The organism is Campylobacter jejuni, assembly GCF_049221745.1.
GTDB lineage: Bacteria > Campylobacterota > Campylobacteria > Campylobacterales > Campylobacteraceae > Campylobacter_D > Campylobacter_D jejuni_E.
In genome coordinates this window covers 348,913-368,401 of the sequence record NZ_JBMJAO010000001.1, presented here as the reverse complement: position 1 = coordinate 368,401, position 19,489 = coordinate 348,913, and the positions used below count along the sequence as shown (strand labels likewise).

The 19,489-nt window shown below is 29.4% G+C and carries 22 protein-coding genes; 8 read left to right on the top strand and 14 right to left on the bottom strand.

Annotated elements, in window-relative coordinates:
* The first annotated feature begins 27 nt into the window (after positions 1 to 27).
* Positions 28 to 918 (top strand): tRNA 5-methoxyuridine(34)/uridine 5-oxyacetic acid(34) synthase CmoB, encoded by an 891-nt coding sequence (cmoB, locus tag ACOTU8_RS01860; protein ID WP_422341544.1) that lies wholly within the window; start codon positions 28 to 30, stop codon positions 916 to 918.
* A gap of 72 nt (positions 919 to 990) precedes the next feature.
* The gene (locus ACOTU8_RS01855; RefSeq protein WP_422341543.1) at positions 991 to 1,569 is read left to right on the top strand and encodes a hypothetical protein; all 579 of its coding nucleotides are present in this window, start codon (positions 991 to 993) and stop codon (positions 1,567 to 1,569) included.
* Here ACOTU8_RS01855 and ACOTU8_RS01850 read toward each other — a convergent pair whose 3' ends face one another.
* Positions 1,570 to 1,743, bottom strand: coding sequence for a hypothetical protein (locus tag ACOTU8_RS01850; protein ID WP_002855981.1), 174 nt, complete (start codon positions 1,741 to 1,743; stop codon positions 1,570 to 1,572).
* An 8-nt stretch (positions 1,744 to 1,751) separates the two neighbouring features.
* On the bottom strand, positions 1,752 to 2,279 hold the full coding sequence (locus ACOTU8_RS01845) for a thermonuclease family protein (protein ID WP_422341542.1): 528 nt from the start codon (positions 2,277 to 2,279) through the stop codon (positions 1,752 to 1,754).
* A gap of 66 nt (positions 2,280 to 2,345) precedes the next feature.
* Between ACOTU8_RS01845 and ACOTU8_RS01840 the strand changes: the two genes are divergently transcribed.
* Positions 2,346 to 3,614, top strand: a complete 1,269-nt coding sequence (locus ACOTU8_RS01840; RefSeq protein ID WP_422341541.1) for a M20/M25/M40 family metallo-hydrolase — start codon at positions 2,346 to 2,348, stop codon at positions 3,612 to 3,614.
* Here the strand turns inward: ACOTU8_RS01840 and cjaB are convergent.
* Together cjaB and cjaA are read right to left on the bottom strand one after the other, a co-directional pair.
* Entirely contained in the window at positions 3,597 to 4,844 is a 1,248-nt protein-coding gene (gene cjaB, locus ACOTU8_RS01835) for an MFS transporter (RefSeq protein ID WP_422341540.1), read from the bottom strand. The two genes, ACOTU8_RS01840 and cjaB, sit on opposite strands and share 18 nt — an antisense overlap.
* Before the next feature lie 39 nt (positions 4,845 to 4,883).
* Entirely contained in the window at positions 4,884 to 5,723 is an 840-nt protein-coding gene (cjaA, locus tag ACOTU8_RS01830; protein WP_422341539.1) for a cysteine ABC transporter substrate-binding protein, read from the bottom strand.
* A gap of 217 nt (positions 5,724 to 5,940) precedes the next feature.
* On the opposite strand from cjaA, the gene jlpA reads away from it, so the two are divergent.
* Entirely contained in the window at positions 5,941 to 7,059 is a 1,119-nt protein-coding gene (jlpA, locus tag ACOTU8_RS01825) for a lipoprotein adhesin JlpA (protein WP_422341538.1), read from the top strand.
* Positions 7,060 to 7,150: 91 nt separating this feature from the next.
* Positions 7,151 to 7,891: a YaaA family protein gene (locus ACOTU8_RS01820; RefSeq protein WP_422341537.1), complete on the top strand. Its 741-nt coding sequence runs from the start codon at positions 7,151 to 7,153 to the stop codon at positions 7,889 to 7,891.
* Between the two features lie 3 nt (positions 7,892 to 7,894).
* Here ACOTU8_RS01820 and hipO read toward each other — a convergent pair whose 3' ends face one another.
* Together hipO and ACOTU8_RS01810 are read right to left on the bottom strand one after the other, a co-directional pair.
* Positions 7,895 to 9,046 carry a M20 aminoacylase family protein gene (gene hipO / locus ACOTU8_RS01815; RefSeq protein ID WP_422341536.1) on the bottom strand — a complete coding sequence of 384 codons (1,152 nt, stop codon included), beginning with the start codon at positions 9,044 to 9,046 and terminating at the stop codon, positions 7,895 to 7,897.
* Positions 9,046 to 10,266: a CynX/NimT family MFS transporter gene (locus ACOTU8_RS01810; protein WP_422341535.1), complete on the bottom strand. Its 1,221-nt coding sequence runs from the start codon at positions 10,264 to 10,266 to the stop codon at positions 9,046 to 9,048. Before ACOTU8_RS01810 ends, hipO begins: the two co-directional genes overlap by 1 nt.
* Positions 10,267 to 10,499: 233 nt before the next feature.
* Here ACOTU8_RS01810 and ACOTU8_RS01805 point away from each other — a divergent pair, with 233 nt between their 5' ends.
* Complete coding sequence (locus tag ACOTU8_RS01805) at positions 10,500 to 10,706, top strand: hypothetical protein (protein ID WP_422341534.1); 207 nt, start codon at positions 10,500 to 10,502, stop codon at positions 10,704 to 10,706.
* Positions 10,707 to 10,708: 2 nt separating this feature from the next.
* On the opposite strand, the gene ACOTU8_RS01800 is transcribed toward ACOTU8_RS01805, so the two are convergent.
* Genes ACOTU8_RS01800 through hemB form a run of 6 tightly spaced genes read right to left on the bottom strand, consistent with a single transcriptional unit; the run spans position 10,709 to position 16,467 of the window.
* The gene (locus ACOTU8_RS01800) at positions 10,709 to 11,470 is read right to left on the bottom strand and encodes a DUF5416 family protein (protein ID WP_422341533.1); all 762 of its coding nucleotides are present in this window, start codon (positions 11,468 to 11,470) and stop codon (positions 10,709 to 10,711) included.
* Positions 11,467 to 12,732, bottom strand: coding sequence for a (Fe-S)-binding protein (locus ACOTU8_RS01795; protein WP_422341532.1), 1,266 nt, complete (start codon positions 12,730 to 12,732; stop codon positions 11,467 to 11,469). Before ACOTU8_RS01795 ends, ACOTU8_RS01800 begins: the two co-directional genes overlap by 4 nt.
* Position 12,733: 1 nt before the next feature.
* A complete protein-coding gene (hemN, locus tag ACOTU8_RS01790; protein ID WP_422341531.1) occupies positions 12,734 to 14,089 on the bottom strand; it encodes an oxygen-independent coproporphyrinogen III oxidase in 1,356 nt (451 codons plus the stop codon).
* Positions 14,076 to 14,567 (bottom strand): DUF2603 domain-containing protein, encoded by a 492-nt coding sequence (locus ACOTU8_RS01785; RefSeq protein WP_002853412.1) that lies wholly within the window; start codon positions 14,565 to 14,567, stop codon positions 14,076 to 14,078. The genes hemN and ACOTU8_RS01785 overlap by 14 nt, the downstream gene beginning before the upstream one ends.
* On the bottom strand, positions 14,564 to 15,487 hold the full coding sequence (argF, locus tag ACOTU8_RS01780) for an ornithine carbamoyltransferase (protein WP_422341530.1): 924 nt from the start codon (positions 15,485 to 15,487) through the stop codon (positions 14,564 to 14,566). The genes ACOTU8_RS01785 and argF overlap by 4 nt, the downstream gene beginning before the upstream one ends.
* Positions 15,484 to 16,467, bottom strand: coding sequence for a porphobilinogen synthase (gene hemB, locus ACOTU8_RS01775; protein ID WP_422341529.1), 984 nt, complete (start codon positions 16,465 to 16,467; stop codon positions 15,484 to 15,486). The genes argF and hemB overlap by 4 nt, the downstream gene beginning before the upstream one ends.
* Before the next feature lie 57 nt (positions 16,468 to 16,524).
* Here hemB and ribA point away from each other — a divergent pair, with 57 nt between their 5' ends.
* Positions 16,525 to 17,085, top strand: a complete 561-nt coding sequence (ribA, locus tag ACOTU8_RS01770; protein ID WP_422341528.1) for a GTP cyclohydrolase II — start codon at positions 16,525 to 16,527, stop codon at positions 17,083 to 17,085.
* Entirely contained in the window at positions 17,086 to 17,658 is a 573-nt protein-coding gene (rsmG, locus tag ACOTU8_RS01765) for a 16S rRNA (guanine(527)-N(7))-methyltransferase RsmG (protein ID WP_422341527.1), read from the top strand.
* Positions 17,659 to 17,667: 9 nt separating this feature from the next.
* Here rsmG and ACOTU8_RS01760 read toward each other — a convergent pair whose 3' ends face one another.
* Both ACOTU8_RS01760 and ACOTU8_RS01755 read right to left on the bottom strand, forming a co-directional pair.
* The gene (locus ACOTU8_RS01760; RefSeq protein ID WP_422341526.1) at positions 17,668 to 18,240 is read right to left on the bottom strand and encodes a hypothetical protein; all 573 of its coding nucleotides are present in this window, start codon (positions 18,238 to 18,240) and stop codon (positions 17,668 to 17,670) included.
* An 89-nt stretch (positions 18,241 to 18,329) separates the two neighbouring features.
* Positions 18,330 to 19,427: a YeiH family protein gene (locus tag ACOTU8_RS01755; protein ID WP_422341525.1), complete on the bottom strand. Its 1,098-nt coding sequence runs from the start codon at positions 19,425 to 19,427 to the stop codon at positions 18,330 to 18,332.
* Positions 19,428 to 19,489 lie beyond the last annotated feature (62 nt).

The following is a 19,489-nucleotide window of genomic DNA, read 5'->3' as shown; positions in this document are numbered from 1 at the left end:
AATGCTATAATTTAGCATTAAAAGCAAATGTCAAGGATAAAAATGCGAGAAAATTTACTCGAAAAACAATTTCTAAATCACCCTTTATATGCTAAAATTCAAGAACTTAAAGCTCTTAATCTTGCTTGTAATTTTTCTTTAGATAATAGTGTAAATTTATCTACAAATTCTCAAGCCAAAGATGAAATCTTAGCTATAACAAAAGAACTCAAACCATGGAGAAAAGGTCCTTTTAAAATAGACGATCTTTTCATAGATACAGAATGGCAAAGTTTTATTAAATTTAATATTCTAAAACCCTTTATGAACGAAATTTCTCAAAAATGCGTTGCTGATATAGGGTGTAATAATGGTTATTATATGTTTAAAATGTTTGAATTTAATCCATCAAAACTCATAGGTTTTGATCCTTCTATCAAATACCGTTTGCAATTTGAACTCATTAACGCTTTGGCTAAAACTCCTATAAAATACGAACTTTTAGGAGTAGAAGATCTTCCAAGCTATGACTTAAAATTTGATGTGATTTTCTGTCTTGGGGTGATTTACCATAGAAGCGATCCTATAAAAATGCTAAAAGATTTAAAAGCAGGACTTAATAAAAATGGAGTTGTTTTTTTAGATACCATGTATATAGAAGATGAAAGAGAAATCGCTCTTGTGCCCAATAAAACTTATTCTAAAATTCCAAATATTTATTTTGTACCAAGCATTAGTGCATTAAAAAACTGGTGTGAAAGAGCAGGATTTAAAGAATTTGAAGTTTTGGCTACAAAAAAAACCGATGAAAACGAACAAAGAAAAACAGAATGGATAGACTCTTTTTCGTTGGAAAATTTCTTAGATCCAAAGGATAAAAATCTTACCATTGAAGGCTATGAAGCGCCTAAAAGAGTTTATGTACGCATTAAGATATAAATTCTTTTTATTTTTTACCGATATTGAAATTTAGATATTTTGAAGTAGATAAGTAGAATTTAAAGGTTAGATATGGCAAAAAAAGATAATTTTGAAGAATATGCACAACTTGAAGAATACGCATCTGCAGAAGATATATCTCGCGTTAGAGCAGAATTACTCACTTGTCCTGAATTAAACACCTCGCTTGCTGGAACCATTATCGAAATTGATAAAAACTATGCCAAATCAATTTTAATAACCACAAGTGAAATGGTAGCAGATGTTCAAGGATTGATTTTTGATGCCTTTATTTTCGCTGCGGCAAACTATGTAGCACAAGCCTCTATCAATAAAGAATTTTCAGTGATTATTGGATCAAAATGTTTTTTTTACGCTCCGCTTAAATTAGGCGATGTTTTAGAACTTGAAGCTCATGCACTTTTTGACGAAACCTCCAAAAAAAGAGACGTAAAAGTGGTTGGGCATGTTAAAGAAATTAAAATGTTTGAAGGAACGATACAAGTTGTTAGCACTGATGAACATATATTTAAACTCAAGCGTCCGCCACTTAACACTGTTAAACCTACAGAAAACCAAGAACAAGATACCAAAATCAACAATCCAGAAGCCGTAGCAGCTGCACTAATGGCTTCTGTGGGTGGAAAATAATCAAGGGGTCATTTTAATATCCACCCAATTTTTTGGGCAATCCTTATGATAAGTTCCGCTTCCATCATAATACTCTTTACAATCATCATAAAAACGATTTGAAATCCCTCTTTCATTTACAAAACATCCAGAAATTCCTAAAGCTAATAGTATCATTAAAGTATATTTTTTCATATTTTTCCTTAGAATTTATTGTGTTTTCTCCATTTATAAGGCTCTATAGGATTACTCTCTTTCCAAAGACCTAAATGATTTTTCTTAGCATTTTCTTGTTCTTTGATATAAGCGTTACTATAGTAAGTATCAGCCCAAGCATAGCCTTTGCTTACTAAAAATCGATTAATATCAACATCATTAAGCTTTACAATAGCAACAATTCTACCATAAGTATCTTTATTTTTATAAATAATTTCAACTTTTGTGCCACTTAAAATTCTACTTAAAGCTTCTTTTGATTGCTTTCCAAAACTTTGTTTAAGTTCTGGTGCATCTATACCAAAAAATCTTATTCTAGCAAGTTTGTTTTCATGATTAACTTCTATAGTATCTCCATCAATAATTCTAATTACTTTTCCTTCAAAACTAGAATTTTGGGCAATATGGTTTTGGATAAAAATAACTACAAGAGTGAAGATTAATACAGAAAAAAGTTTTTTTGGATCGCTTAATAATTTTCTTAGATTAAATAATTTTTTATAATTTATTCTCATTTTTTAATCATTTTACCTTTAAATTTTAAAAAATATGCCATAATTTTATCAAAACAAGGAGATAAAATGCAAAATGTTATAGAAAATTTTAAACAATTATGCAAAATTCCTCATTGCAGTTATGAAACAGAACAAATGAAAGAATTTTTAAGCTCTTATGCTAAAGATAAAGGCTTTAAAGTGAATGTAGATAAAGCAGGAAATATCCATGCCATAAAAGGTAAGCCAAAAATTTGCTTACAAAGCCATTATGATATGGTCTGTATGGGCGATGCACCAAACTTAGAAGTTTATGAAGAAAATGGCTTTTTAAGAGCCAAAAATTCAAGTCTTGGCGCGGATAATGGTATAGGTATAGCCATCATGATGAGCGCTATGGCTAAATTTGAAAATTTAGAGTGTCTTTTTACAAACGATGAAGAAGTAGGACTCATGGGAGTGAATTCACTCGAACACACTTTAGAATCTAAAATGCTTTTAAATTTAGATCATGAAAGCGATGATGAGATCATGATAGGCTGTGCAGGTGGAGTAGATATAGAAGCTAGCCTGCCTTTTAATACCCTTAGAAAAAAGGGTAAAATTTATGAGCTTTACGCACAAAATTTTAAAGGCGGACACTCAGGCATAAATATCGTACGCAACGAAAAAAGCTCTATCAAAGAAATGGCTAAATTCATACAAGAAAATGAAGGAAAAATCATTTCTTTTGAAGGTGGAGAAAGAATCAATTCCATACCTAAACACGCCAAAGCTTTAGTGCATTTTAAAGATGAAGCAAAGAGCAATAACTGGATAAAATGCGAATTTAAAGAAGAAGGTGAATTTGAAATTTGTGATCAAAGTAAAAAACTTTTAAGCCTTATAAATTCTTTTACTCATGGAGTTAGAGCCTATGATGAAAATCTAGGTATAGTTCAAACAAGCATTAATCTAGCTACTTTAAGAATGCAAGATAAACAAATCAAATTCGCACTTTTTGCAAGATCTAATATACTTGATGGGCTTAAGCAAGTAGAATTTGAAACTTTAGAATTTTTCAAGGCTTTTGGTTTTAAAGTAAGAAGTTTTAATTTCTATCCACCTTGGGAAGGCAAACCAAACGCACTTAGCGACATGGTTTTTAAAGCACTGAAAAAAGTATCGCCTAATGCCAAAGTTTCAGCTATCCATGCAGGGCTTGAGTGTGGCATTATAGAGAAAAAACAAGAGCTTTTATGCGCTTCTATAGGCCCAAATATCCATAATCCTCATTCAACTGATGAGCATTGCGAAATCGCTTCAGTTGAAAAAATATCTAAGGTTGTTTTTGAAGTTTTAAAAGACAATACTTAATTCTTTAATCTTGCTTCTTGCAAAAACGCGTTTTAACAAAAACACGCAAAGCAAGGAGCAAGACCCCACTATAGCAAGATAAATACCTAAATACTCTTTATAAAAAGCATTAACTATAAAAGGGGTTAAAAAACCTAAAATCGCATAAGAAATATTATAAGCAAAACTAAGCCCACTAAATTTAAGTTCGCTTTTAAAAATCTGCGTCATAAAAACAGGTGCGAAAGTAATAATACCTTGTGCAAAACAAGCCAGTAAAAAATAAAATAAAAAATTCTCATCATAAAAACTAAAAAGCATACCGAAGATAATAAAAGCTATGCTAAAAATAAAACAAATCCTATAGCTTCCCCATTTGCTTGCTAAAAAACCTTGAAATAAAGCTCCAAAAATCACCGCTAAAATAGCAAAATTTTGCACCCATAAAACAGAAGTTTTACTCATAGCTAAAAGACTTTCAAAATACTTAGGTAAAATCATCAAAGTTGCTACACCGCTTGTTAAAACCATGGTCATTAAAAAACAAATAAGCATACTCATTTTATGAGTTTTTAAAGCTTCAAACAATGGAAAATTTAAAATTTTCTTTTCATTTTGAACTTTTATAAATTCTGGAGTTTCACTGAGTTTATTTCTTAAAAACAAAGCTAAAATTCCAAAAAACCCTCCTATAATAAAAGGGATTCTCCAAGCATAATTTTGAACTTCTTCCGGAGAAAAATAAGTCCTTATACCTAAAGTAGCAATATTTCCTAGTAATAAACCTATGGTTAAAGTTGCTGAAATAAAACCAAGAGCTAAAGGAATTTGACACCCTTTGACAAATTCACTCACATAAATCCAAGCTCCACTCACTTCAGTTCCAACGGCTAAACCTTGCAAAATACGAATAGTAAATAAAATTAAAGTAGCAAATACACCTATACTTTCATAACTTGGTAAAAAAGCCAAAGTAAAACTAGGCAAAACCATCAAAAGCATAGAAATATAAAAAATATTCTTTCTTCCATATCTATCAGCAAAATGTGCCATCGCAATAGAACCAAAAGGACGTGCCAAATAAGCAGCACCAAAGGCTATATAAACATTTATCTGCATCCAAAAGGTATCATTTTGTGGAAAAAATATCTTAGCAAAAATATCCAAAAAAAAGGCAAAAAGTACAAAATCATAAAATTCTAAAATTCCACCCAAAGAAGCATAAATAATATTTTTATATTTTTTTTGCATATTTTATCCTAAAAATTAAAAAGGACAAAAAGCCCTTTATTAAATTTTTCCACCTTCAATCACTACATCATCAGCCTTAACATCATCCCCAAAATGAGCTTTTAAAGTTTCATCATAAGCCTTATGGAAAAACTGCTCTTGACCTAGTTTGACGATCAAATTATCGATAAATTCTTTAAGTTCTTTATCGCCTTTTTTAACTGCTGGTGCAATAACATCTTTATTGCCCAATTCTTTAATACCCATTTTAAAATCAGGATGATCTTTTACCCAAGCAAAAAGCAAGGTATTATCATGACTTAAAGCATCGCCTCTTTTATCCATCAAAGCAGCAAAAGTTTCAGTATTTTGATCGTATTTTAAAGTTTTTATATCAGGATAATTTTGTGTAAAATATGCATCTGCTGTTGTACCCTTGTTTAAAAGTAAAGTTTTATCTTTTAAATCTTCTACGCTAGTTATATTACTATCCTTTGGTACAGCCATACCTAGAGCCACTTTCATATAAGGCAAGCAAAAATCAACCTGCTCTGCTCTTTGTGGAGTTTGAGTAAAATTAGCTAAAATAATATCCACTTTATTTGATTTTAAAAACTCAACCCTATTTGCAGCTTCAACAAGAACAAATTGCACCTTATTTTCATCTCCAAAAAGTTCTTTTGCTATGCGTTTAGCTAAAACTATATCATAACCTTGGTTATTTCCTTTTTCATCTATATAACCAAAAGGTGGTTTATCGCCAAATACTCCAATTCTGATAATTCCATTTTGTTTTATTTTGTCAAGAGAATTTAAAGTTTTAGAGTCAGAATTCCCTCCACAAGCAGCCAATACTACTGCAACAAAAGTTATTAAAACATTTAGAAGTATTTTTTTCATGTATTTCCTTTTTTAAAATAAGTTTTAAGTCATTGCAAAAATATATAATAATTGCAAAGTTAATTATACTTAAAATTATAAATAATGCATTTGAAATAAACCAAAAAGATTTTTCTATGTGTAAAAATGTAATTAATCTCACACTCTCTTTTAGCATTGTTTAAATTTTAAGTAAAAAAAGATATAATCTTTTTTTAAAATTTTTAAGGAGAAAACTATGAAAAAAGGTATTTTTCTCTCTATTGGAATAGCTGTTTTGTTTGCAGCTTGCGGAAATTCCATAGATGAAAAAACAGTTAAAAAATATGAAAATCAACTAAATCAAACAGTTAAACAAGAAATTGCAAGCATTTCTCAGGATTCTGGAATAAAGATTGAATTCTCGGATTTTAAATGCAATGCAGATGGTGATTTTATAACGTGTTTAAGTCCAAATTTCAAAACTCTTGCAAAAGATAATAACGATGAGTATCAAGAACTATTTCAAGCAAAAAATATCAAAATTCGCTCAAATGAAATTTACAAAGGCGAAGCAAATGCATCAATTAGCATTAAAGAATATTACAACAATCTTTTTAAAAACCAAAAAAGCATACAATCAAATTTGGTTTTTGAAAATTTTAAACTTGGAGAAAAAGTTGTTAGTGAGATCAATGCAAGCTTATTTCAACAAGATCCAAAAATCAGATCTTTTATCAATAAATTAAGCTCGGATTCTTATACTTTATCATTTGATAACTCCATAAACAAACAAGAAAACAATTATCTAGATAATCTTGATATAAAATTTTATAACGCAAAATTAAATTTCAATACAAATCTAAATATAAATCTAAAAGAAGGTTTGCTTAATTACCTTGATTCTAAGGGCATAAAATTTAACACTCAAACTTTAGCTATGGATGAACAAGCTATCAATGAACTTCTTAATATAGCAAACTACGAACAAACTTCAGATTTTAGCAATACAATCCAAAAATACATCATCTTAAATAATTTTAAAATTGATTCAACTCTTAAAACCGAAAGCGTATTTAGTAATTATATAACAACTGCTAAGGAAAATTTACAAACCTTAAAAGCTCAAAGTCAAAATGAAGAACAAGCATTAATCTTTGATAAAGCTTTAGCTATTTTAAATAGTATTACTCAAAATGATGATTATAAACTCAATCTTGATTTAAAATTTAAAAACATCCCTGTTAGTGACTATAGCACACAAGGAATCGATAGCATAGAAAAACTAAGCATCAACAATCAAGACGCCACAGAAGCGTTAAAAATTATACTTCCATTTATCATGTTTTCTATGTTAATGGGCGGAGCGTCATTTTAAATTTTAAAATGATAAAAACTTCAAAAACATTAAAAGCAAGATTAAATTCTTTGCTCTTAATGTTTTCATAACATTGACAAAAAAGGCTAAAATGAAAATTTTATTCTCCCCTAGTGAAAGCAAAAATATAAATTGCGCAAAAAATCCCATCAATAAAAACTCATTTATATTTAAAGAATTGTTTCCTTATAGAATGGAAGCTTTAAAGCATTATGAAGAATTTATCAAAAACGCAAGTTTACAGAATTTACAAGAACTTTTTGGCATTAAAAACGAAAATGAAATTGATAAATTTAAACACGACTTAAAACAAGCTCCCACTCAAGAAGCTATAATGCTTTATACTGGGGTAAGTTATGAATATCTTAATTTTAAAGCCTTAGATAAAAAAAGTCAAACTTACATTTTAGAAAACACTCTTATATTTTCTAATCTTTTTGGGGTTGTAAGAGCTAATGATACCCTACCCTTTTATAAATTCAAGCAAGGGGCCAAAATAGGAAATTTTGCCATAGAGAAATTTTACAAAGAACATTTTAGTAAAGCTTTAGATGAGTACTTGGAAAATGAAGAAATACTTGATCTTAGAGCAGGATTTTATGATAAATTCTATACCCCAAAAAAGAAATTTTATACCTATAAATTTGTAAAAAATGATAAAGTCATCAGTCATTTTGCTAAAGCTTATAGGGGAATTTTACTCTCCATAAGTGCAAAAAACCAAGTAAAAAATAATAAAGAGCTTTTAGCAAAACTTCCTTCAAACCTAAAACTCAAAGAAATTCAAATCAAAGGTTTAAAGGAAGAAATTGTGCTTGAAATTCTAGATTAGTTTTTATTTTAAGTATTTTAAAGCTAGCTTCGCATAATAACTTGCAGCCCTAGCTAAAAGCTTATCATTAAAAACATAACTAGAATTATGTAAATAAACGTCGTTTTCATTTTCTAAAAAAGCATAAGCACATTTTTTCATTTCGCAAAAAAATCTAAAATCCTCACTTGCCATTAAAGGACGATGATTAAATTCACAATTTTTTTCACCAAATAATTCTTTTGCAACCTCACTAGCAAAATCCACAGCTTCATCGTTATTCATAGTCACTGGTGCAATAACATTTTTATTGATTTTAATTTCTATATCATTGGCCTGCGCAATACCTTTACAAATTTTATAAATTTTTTCTTCAGTTAGCTTTCTAGTTTCATTATCTAATGCTCTAACACTCATTTTAATCGTTGCAATATCTGGAATGATATTAAAAGCATGTCCTGCATTAAAAGATCCTATGCTTACAACTGCTGAATTTTGAGGATCAACATTGCGAGATACTATACTTTGTAAAGCTACAACAAGTAAAGAAGCAGCATAAATAGGATCTTTTGCTTTTTCTGGAGCACTTCCATGACCACCTCTTCCAATAACTTCAATGCTATAACTATCCGAAGAAGCCATCATTGCACCTTTTTTAAGATAAAATTTCTTATCGCTGCCAAAAGGCATATTGTGCCATCCAAAAACATAATCACTATCAAATTTTTCAAACAATCCATCTTCTATCATCGCCTTAGCACCACCTAAACCCTCTTCAGCAGGTTGAAAATAAAGATTTAGCGTGCCATTAAAATTCTGATTTGCTAAATATTTTGCAACAAGCAATAAAGAAGTAGTATGTCCATCATGACCACAAGCGTGCATTACATTTTCTTTTTTGCTTTTATAAGGCAAATTTGTGCATTCTTGCAAAGGCAAAGCATCCATATCTGCACGAAGTCCTATTTTTTTATCACTATTTCCCTTTTTTAAAACCCCCACAACGCCTGTTTTTCCTATTTCTTCATAAACATCATAACCAAATTCTTTTAATTTTTGCACTACTAATTTTGCAGTGCATAATTCATCAAAACCAAGCTCAGGATTTTCATGAATTTGATGACGAATTTTTTCAAATTCGCCTTGTAAGTCTAGTATTTCCGGAATTAAATTCATTATTTTTCTCCTTGTATAAAATTTTCTCTTCTAGGCAAAACAAATTGCGCCAAGATCGCTGAAATAAAAATCAAAGCAAAAATATAAACAAAACCCAAAGTAAAACTATGAGTTTTATCAACACTCCAAGATACTACCCATAGGTTAAATGATAGTATAATAAAAGTAATACTCCAAAAAGCACTCATAATATAAGCAGTTTTATTTGGATTGGAATTTTTTAGTTCTGAAGGTAGATTAAAGAAAAATGGAAACCACATAGAATAAAAAATACCTGATAACACAGCAAAAATCTGTATCAATACTAAATTTTGTAAAAACAACATACAAAATCCACATATAAAAATACACGCTCCTCCAGACAATAGCATTATTTTAAAAGAAATATTTTTTCTTTTAAAAAATAATCCAAGATAAGGACCAAAAATAATAGCAAAATTAACCAAGGCTGGAATTTCTTTTTTAGCAAAATCAGCTAATTCTTTACTAAAACCCGCATATTGCGCATAAAAAGTTGGCAAAAAAGTAAAAAGAGAAGTTAAAAATAAAATAGGCCCTATGTAAAAAATAATCATACCCCAAGTAACACGAGATTTTAGAGCATAAACAAGATCTTTTGCATTATTCTTTTTTCTTCTTTTTTTATTCTCATCTTTACCTACAAAAAGCCACAAAATCAATAAAATCAAATTAATCCAAGCATAAAATGATAAAGAATCTCTCCAATTTCCAAAATAATTTGAGATGCTTTCAGCTAAAACAAGTCCTAGGGTAATACCTACTAAATTTGAAGTTATATTAAAACTAATTACAAAATGTAAAGCTTTTTTCTCAAACCATTGTTGTGCAATGGGTACTAAGCAAACTAAGGCACAAGCTGAACCAAGCCCTGTTAAAAATCTTATAATCAAAATACCACTATAACTATCTACAAAACTTAAAAATATACCCGAACTCATTAAAATACAGCCTAAAAAATATCCCTTTTTTAATCCGAATTTATAAACCAAAAAAGCAGTAAATGAAGCGCCAAAAATTTTCGCAACTACTATCATGCTAGTGATTAAAGTAGCTTGCTGAGTATTTAGGGCAAGATCATTTGAAATCAAAGGCATTAAAGACCCTGTCGCTGCCCAAGAGATGCTAAAAACAGCATAAACACTAAAAATGATAAATTCAACTCCAATGCGTCTAAAATGAAATAAAAGTGATTTTTCCATATTAAAATCCTTTTTAGATATTTATTAAAATATAACATAAAAAAATAAGATATTTATTATATTTAATTATTTTTTTAATTTAATTATTTTTTTATATATTTTTTTATTACTTTTTGAAAATTTATATATAAGTTTAAAGATAAAAAAACTAAAATACAAAATAAAAAACCTGTAAAAGTTTTTTGAAGTATTTAAATGATATATTTCAAAATCTAGTTTTAAAAAGGAAAAATATGGAATTTTTAGCATTTATTTTTTTGATTATTATATTTTTATTTGTAGTCTTTATCATCGTTACTCGTTATGAAAAAAAGATAAAATTACTCAACCAAAACATACAAAATATAAAAGAAGATATAGCCGATCTTAAAGAAACAGCTCAAAAAAATCGCTCTTTAATTGAAAAAAATCGCTCTAATATAGAAAATATAATAAAATAAAACTAAGAAAAATTTGTGATAAGCTTATAGTATTTTTTCTGATTTATTATTAAAGTAAAAATTTTTTCACTTGAATTTTCACTTTTATTTTTATAAATCATACTTTTTAAAAACGGAAAAAGCATCATACTAGAAGTTTTACCTTGTAAAATAATATGCATAGAACCTTTTAAAATTCCATACTTATAGCTCATACCGCTTGGAAATATATCAAGATTAAAACTTAAACTATCTTCATTGCTATCATAATTTAAAATTTCAATTTTAACAAAGCTAATTTCTTGATCTTCTTGAGATAAATTTTTAAAAATTTCAAGTTTTTCATGTTTTTTGATAATAACAACTTCTTGCTTACTTTCTTTAAAATCAGAAAGAAAATTTTCATTTTTAAAAATTCTTGAAAAAAATTTTAAATTTTTAAATTGCATACTTGTTTGTTTTGTGTTTTCATGTATTATTTTTTCGGATTTTAAGATGTCATGTTCTATATTATCTTCTTGGTTTTGATTATCTTTGTTTAATTTCATGTCAAAATCTTCAATGATAATTATATCTTCGCTATCACAAATATTAAAATGTTTTACAATTTCTTCAAAAGTAAAACTGTCATCACTAAATTCCAAAAACTCTACATTTGAAGTGATAAAATCAACACCATCTCGTTCTTCAATCTTATCTTTAATCACAAAAGCATCGGCACAAAAAGATGATTTTTGGATTTCATATTCAGAACTTTTACCTTTAAACACAATCTTCATAATCATAAAGCTTTTGCTATAAGTTCTAAAGGACTAGCAAAAACAACCTTGCTTGAATTTTGTTCTAATGCATTTGAAATTTGCATTCTACAAGCTGAACACTCGGAACTTACCACACCGGCTTTACTTTCATCGATCATTTGTGCTTTTTTAAGTCCTACACTTAAAGCTCTATCATAATAATCCGTTTGCATACTCACTCCGCCAAAACCGCAACAAGTATTAGAATTACTCATTTCTACAAAATGATAATTTGTTTTTAAAAGCTCCCTTGGCTCTTTAAAAACCCCTTGCATTTTTCTTGCATGGCAAGGATCGTGATAGGTAATGCTATAATTAAATTTATTTTTTGTTTTTAAAATTTCTTCCAAAAAAGTAAATTTATAAAAATACTCGCTAGCCATATATATCTTAGGTGACACACATTTTGCGCGTTTTGCCCAGTCTAAATCATTTTGCATTATAAAAAAATGTTCATAATCTATCTTTAACATAGCCGAACAAGTGGCCTCAGGAACTATAATAACATCTAATTTTTCTAATTTTTTTTCAAAATACTCAATATTTTTTTTAGCCAAAATTTCAACACTTTTAAAATCACCCGTAAAAAATTGTGGCGCTCCACAACACACTTGTTTTTTCATCAAATCCACATTAATTTTTAATTCCTTGGCGATTTTAAGCAATGCATTAGCCGTATCTATGTAAAAATAATTCGCCAAACAACCTACAAAAAAACCTATTGTTTTTTCTCCATCATTATTGATAAATTTTGGATTAGAATTTAAGAAACTTTTTTTATTAAAACTTGTAAGCAATCTTCCCTTTTTAACAAAAGGCATGGAAAATCTTGCCTTCATACCTGTATTTTCATTCTCATTTTGAATTTTAAACGCACAACTTTGAAACACATAGCCAAGCTTAGCTACCAAATCTAAAATTTTGCGTCTTCTTAAAAAGAAAAAAATAAGTTTTTTATACCAAGCTATACCAAATTTTTTAGCTATATCATAACGAACTTCTTCTATGGCATTATCTACTCTTAATTTACTTGGACATACCTCAACACAATTAGTGCATAAAAAACAAGATTCAAAAACTTTCTTAGCTTCTTTATCAAGTTCTAGACCTCCCTCTTTATAAGCAGCTAAAAGATCTAAAAATCCTCTTGGACTAGTAATTTCATCGCGATTTTCTTCATGTATAGTACACACAGGTATACATTTACCACATTTAACACAAGCATCACTTATTTGACTAAATTTCATCTTACACCGTTTTTGAGAATACTTTTTTATCTTCACTAATGTTTTTCATATAAGCATCAAAACACATAGCAATATTTCTTATAAGTAAAACGCCTGTTTCATTGACTTTGATAAAATTTTCATCAAAATTAATAAAATCTTTGTATTCTTCTAAAGCTTTTAAATCCTCTTTAAAATACTCCTGAAAATCAATGGAAAATTCTTTTTCTATTGATTTGATATCAAGCTTAAAATTTGCCATTAATTCCATAATCACTGCTTTTCTAAGCTCATCATCATCGTTTAAAGCCACACCTCTTTCAAAAGGCAAAACTCCTCTATTTAATGCAGCTTCATAACTTGACATATCTTTAAAATTTTGTGCATAATGTCTTTGTCCTTCGCCTATACTTGTAAGCCCAACACCGACTAAATCAGCACCACCTTTAGTGGTATAACCTTGGAAATTTCTATGTAAAGTTCCATTTTCTAAAGCTTTAAAAAGCTCATCATTTTCTTTTGCAAAATGATCCATTCCTATCATTTTATAGCCATTTTTGCTTAAAAATTTCTCACAAAATTCTAAAATTTCAAGCTTAACATCAGGACTTGGCAAGGTATTTTCATCAAATTTTCTCATATTTTTCTTAAGCCAAGGCACATGAGCATAATTAAAAATCGCCAAACGGTCAGGATTTAAAAGCATAACTTTTTCTAAAGTTTGTGTAAAGCTTTGCAAATTTTGATAAGGCAAACCATAAATTAAATCCATATTTACAGACTTTATACCTTTACTTCTTACAAGATTTAAAGCATTTTGTGTTAATTCAAAAGGCTGGATACGATGAATTTCTTTTTGAACTTTTTCATCAAAATCCTGCACTCCAAAGCTGATGCGATTAAAGCCATTTTGCGTTAAAACTGTGGCTTGCTCCTCATTTAAAAAACGCGGATCGATCTCACAGCTAATCTCTGCATCTTCGGAAAAATTTCCAAAAATAGTTCTGATTTTTAAAATCAAACTTTGAAGTTGTTTAGCACTGAAAAAAGTTGGAGTTCCGCCCCCAAAGTGCATTTGCACGACTTCACGCTTGGTATCTAAAATGGTACTTAAAATATCAAGCTCTTTAAAAATATAAGTTAAATACCTTTCTTTACTCTCTTCTTTTGCAGTATAGATGACATTACAACCACAAAAATAACAGGCACTCCTACAAAATGGTAAATGAAAATAAAGCGATAAAGATCTATCTTGCTTTTTTAAAATTTCTATATATTCTTCGTATTTGAAATTTGTATTAAACTCTACTGCTGTAGGATAAGAAGTATAGCGCGGTCCTGCTTTAGAGTATTTTACAAAAGCTTTATAATCTCTCATTTTGGTTTACCCTTTCTATCATCGCTTGCATATCTACAAATAAATTTGGATGCTCTTGTTTGATTTTAGAAATTAATTTTTCAAGATCAATACTAACTTCCATAGTACCATTTTGTGCCTTTTGCTTGATCTCATCCATGGCAACCGTCCAAACATCATTAAAATCTACAGGAATTTGTTGATAAATCGCCTTTTCTAAACGCAATTCAAAATTCTCTTTTTGACTTTGTTTTAAACTTTCAAGTATATTCTTAAGACTTTGCAAAGAAAGTAAAGTGTGAATTTCATCGTTTTCATCTATCACGAACCAAGGTTCAGGAGAATCAAAACTCCCATTTTCAAGAACTAAACATTTTTCATTTTCATTCTCGCTTTGCTTCATTTTAAAAATCGTTCTATCTTTTTTCTTTATTCCTAGATTTTGACTAAATTCATCAATGCGCTTTAAGCAAGTGCTATACTTTTCTAGCTCTTTCATTCTCTTCCTCTCTGATTATTCAAAAAGCAAAGCAAGGCTTTTACCACATAAAGGCGATTCCTTGCTTCTTCAAAAATCACATCTGCATATTTTTCAAAAATTTCTTCACTCACTTCATACCCCCTATAAGCAGGCAAACAATGAAGCAATATAGCGTCTTTATTGGCAACGCTCATAGCCTTCTCATCGATCATAAATCCTTTAAATTCTCTAATCTTGCGTTCTTTTTCGTTCTCTTCTCCCATAGAAACCCAAGTATCAGTAATGATCACATCTTTATCCTTTAAAGCTTCAAATTTATCATGGCTTAAAGAAATTTTAGCTCCTGAAATCAAAGCCTGTTTCATAGCAAATTCCCAAATTTCAAGGCTAATTTTATAGTTTTTTGGTATAGCCATGCTAAATTCAAAGCCCAAAATCGCAGCTGCAATGAGCCAAGAATTACACATATTATTACTATCCCCAATAAAAGCAACTTTTGCTATACCATTATTTTGCATCTTATTCCATTCTTTGATAGTAAGTAAATCCCCTAAAACCTGAGTAGGATGATAAAGTTCGCTTAAAGCATTAATCACAGGTGCTTTGGAATATCTTGCAAATTCGAGTAAAGTTTCATGTTTATTGACTCTCATCATCACAAAATCAACCATCGCCCCTATCACTCTAGCTGTATCTTTTACAGGCTCGCCACGACTAAGTTGCAAATCATTACTGCTTAAAAATAAAGCCTTTCCACCAAGCTCTGTTATTGCGAGTTCAAAGGCCATTCTTGTTCTTGTGGAGTTTTTTTCAAAAATCATTGCCAAAGTTTTATCTTGCAAAAGTTTTTTAGGCTCTTTTTTAAGCTCGCTAGCATGGTTTACAAGGCTTAAAATTTCTTCCTTGGAAAAATCTCTTAAAGTTAAAAAATGTTTCATTTTTCTCCTTTTAACATTTTAGCTAATTCTTTGGCATGATAAGTGATAATAAGCTTTGCCCCTGCTCTTTTAAAAGCTATCATAGTTTCATATAAGATTTTTTCATAATCAATCACTCCTGCATTTTTAGCTGCTTTTAACATAGCATATTCTCCGCTTACATTATAAACACACAAAGGCAAGTTAGAATGAAGAGATATTTCTTTTACCACATCAAGATAAGCAAGAACGGGTTTTACCATCAAAACATCAGCTCCTTGCGCTTCATCTTCTAAGCTTTCTTCTAAAGCTTCTTTACCATTAGCAAAATCCATTTGATAGCTTTTTCTATCTCCATAACTTGGGGTTGACTCTGCTACATCTCGAAATGGACCATAATAACTTGAAGCAAATTTAGTAGAATATGCCATTATAGGTAAATTTTCAAAACCTTCTTTATCTAAAGCTTTGCGCAAAGTAGTGATAATACCATCCATCATTCCACTAGGTGCTATCATATCTACCCCTGCTCTTGCGTGAACTAAAGCTTGTTTGGCTGAAATTTCTAAAGTGGCATCATTATCCACACTTTTTGTTTTTGGATCGATAATCCCACAATGCCCGTGATCTGTGTATTCACAAAAACAAAGATCACTGATTATAAAAAGATCTGGAAAATTTTTCTTAATCTCTCTTATACTTCTTGCAACAAGCCCTTCATCATCTAAAGCATCACTTCCACAACTGTCTTTTTTCTCATTTTCTAAAACGCCAAAAAGTATAATGGCTTTAATGCCTAAATTGACTACATTTTGACACTCTTTTAAAATTTCATCTAAACTCATTTGAAACACATCAGGCATAGAAGAAATTTCTTTTTTTATCTTCGTTCCATTAACCACAAAAAGTGGATAAATCAAATCATTTACACTTAAAGAATTTTCCCTTACCATAGCTCTTAAGTTTTCATTAAGCCTTAATCTTCTAAATCTTTTAAACATTTTTTTGTCCTTTTTTTGCTAGAATCTTAACATAAATTTGATTATAGAAAGTAGTAAATGAAAATAAAAATTTCAGAAATTGCGAATTTACCTAGCAAATGGGGAAATTTCCAAATACAAAGTTTCAAAGAAAATGATAAAGAACATTTATGTATATTTAAAAATACTCCAAAAGATACACTCAATCTAAGAATTCATTCAGAGTGCTTAACAGGAGATGCTTTAGGAAGTTTAAAATGTGATTGCGGAGAACAGCTTGAATTTTCGCTAAAATATATAGAAAAGAATGACGGAATGGTGATTTATCTTAGGCAAGAAGGAAGAGGCATAGGGCTTTTTAATAAAGTTAATGCTTATGCTTTGCAAGATAAAGGTTTTGATACGATTAAAGCAAATCATCAACTTGGCTTTAAAGCCGATGAGAGAACTTATGAAATCGTAGAATTTATACTCAAACACTATGAAATTTCTAAGGTTAATTTACTCACAAATAACCCTGAAAAACTAGATTCTATTAAAGAAAAAATCATCACACGCGTACCGATTTTAATAGAACCTAATCGTTTTAATGCAGAGTATTTAAGCATAAAACAAACTCAAATGGGACATCTTAAATAAATGATTTTTAAAAATTATGATTTTTTACAAAACTATGATTTAAAAAACTTTGAAGAAAAGGTAAAAATTTATAAAGAATTATTATCTAAATTTAACCGCATTCACAATCTTACTCATTTAAAAAATATAGATGAAAATATCTTTGATAGTATTAAAATTTTAGATTTTTATGATTTTTCTAAAGCAAAAAATATCGCCGATATAGGAAGTGGCGCAGGATTTCCAGCTATATTTTTAGCCTTTTTACTGCAAAGTAATTTTCATCTTTTCGAACCCAATCCCAAAAAAGCTGCCTTTTTGCGGACACTAAAAATAGAATGCAAACTTCCAAATTTACATATTTACAAAGAAAAAGTTCAAGAATATAAGAATACCTTTAAAGCTGATATCATCACCTCAAGAGCCTTAATGGATGTCAAACCTTTACTTAAAATTTGTAAAAATTTAAAAGATGACAATACGGTTTTTATTTTATGGAAAGGTAGTAAAATTTATCAAGAACTTGAAAATATAAAAGATTATGAAATTTTTGAAAATGATTTAAGAAAATATTGTATTTTAAAGCAGCCCTAAGGCTACTTTTTATTCTGCTAAGTCAGCACTAAAACTGATATCCACCAAAGGCCAAGAAATTCCACCATGTCCTGGAGCAGCATCGCTTAATGCTTTTAATGCTTTAGAACCATTTTTAAAAGTATGCAAATCAAGTTGTCCTTTAGCTTCAAACTTATTATCTTTGATGGTATAAGTTAAAGGCACAATAGTACTTTTTTTATCCATAGTAATTTTTGCTGAAATAACGCCTTTATTTTCACCCGCAATCACATCTTGAAAAACAACTTTAATATCCGTATTTCCCAATAAAGCAGGGAAAAATACTTTTGTGACATTATTGGTTATAATATCATTGCCTTCACCCATAAAAGCATTGCTTGGCTTTATAGTAGCTTTAGCGCCTTTAAGATAACTTGCTAAACCCTTTGTATTTTTAGAAAATTTATATTCTACATTCTTAAATTCACCTTCTACTCCTATCATATCTTTAGTTTTATATCCTTCAAAAGAAACCTTTAAGCTATCTTCTTTAAAAGATACAGCACTTAAAGCCGAAGCCAACAAGCAAGAACTTAAAACACTTACAAGAATTTTTTTCATCTTTATTCCTTTTTAATAAATTTAATTAATGAATTAAATTATATTCTTAGTTGATTAATAAAATAAAATTTTCTAAAAAGTAATTTTTATTACCAAAGTATACCTTTAAAAGCTAAGGTTAAAAAATATCCTCCAAAAATCAAAACAAGCCCCAAAATAAAAGCTAAGCCAAATACCCTAGAACCACTTTTTAAAAATTTTTTAAAGTCAATTTGCAAGCCTAAAGCTGCCATAGCAAAAACGATACATAAAGTACAAAGTGTTTTACCTAAAGAAATAATATCACTCGTAGCAATACCTAAAATACTTTCTTTGTTTGCTAAATAAGTATTTAAAACTATCATACCTAAAAATGCAAAAGCAAAATAAGGTATAGTGATACTTTTTGCAGTTTTTCCACTACTTGAATGCTGGTTTTTAGCGAAAAAATAAGTCACTATAAGCAAAAAAGGCACAAGTAAAATCACTCTCATCATTTTTATAATCACCGCAACATTAGAAGCACCTTGCTCAAATCCTGCCATATCTTTTGCCATTTCAGCAGCACCTGCAACATTTGCCACCTCATGTAAAGTAGCCCCCATAAAAACACCCATAGCATTTTGATCAAAAAAAGGAAAAAGATTTAAAGAAAAGGCTATGGGATATAAAAACATAAACACAAGTCCAAAAATCACCACCGTACCTACAGCTAAAATTCCCTTAAAAGGATCACTTTTCAAACTTGACTCTAGTGCTAAAACCGCTGCCGCACCGCAAATCGCACTTCCGGCTCCAACAAGCATAGAAGTTTCTTTATCGAGTTTAAAAATTTTCATTCCTACAAATAAAGCAATAATAAAAACAAAAAATATCACTATAGCAGAAAGTAAAAACCCTTTCAACCCTACACTTAAAAGCTCAGTTAAAGTAATATTAAAACCATATAAAACAATACCAAGTCTTAAAAGCTTTTTCGCGCTAAAATGCACTCCAGCTTGAAAATGATGTTGGTATTTAAAAAACCAAGGAGAAAGCAATACTCCTATGATGATAGCAAAAGCAGTCGCTGCCAAATGAGTAGTATCTTTGATACTTTGAACACTAGAAAGATACATAGCAAAAATCACTATACAAGCAGTAAAAAGTAAACCCTTAAAATTTGAACGCACTATAGCTACGCTATGTGCTAAAAAACTTGTTTTCATATATTTTCCTTTTTTGTAAATTTTGTGTTATTATATTTTTTTTATTAAAATTATAAAAATAT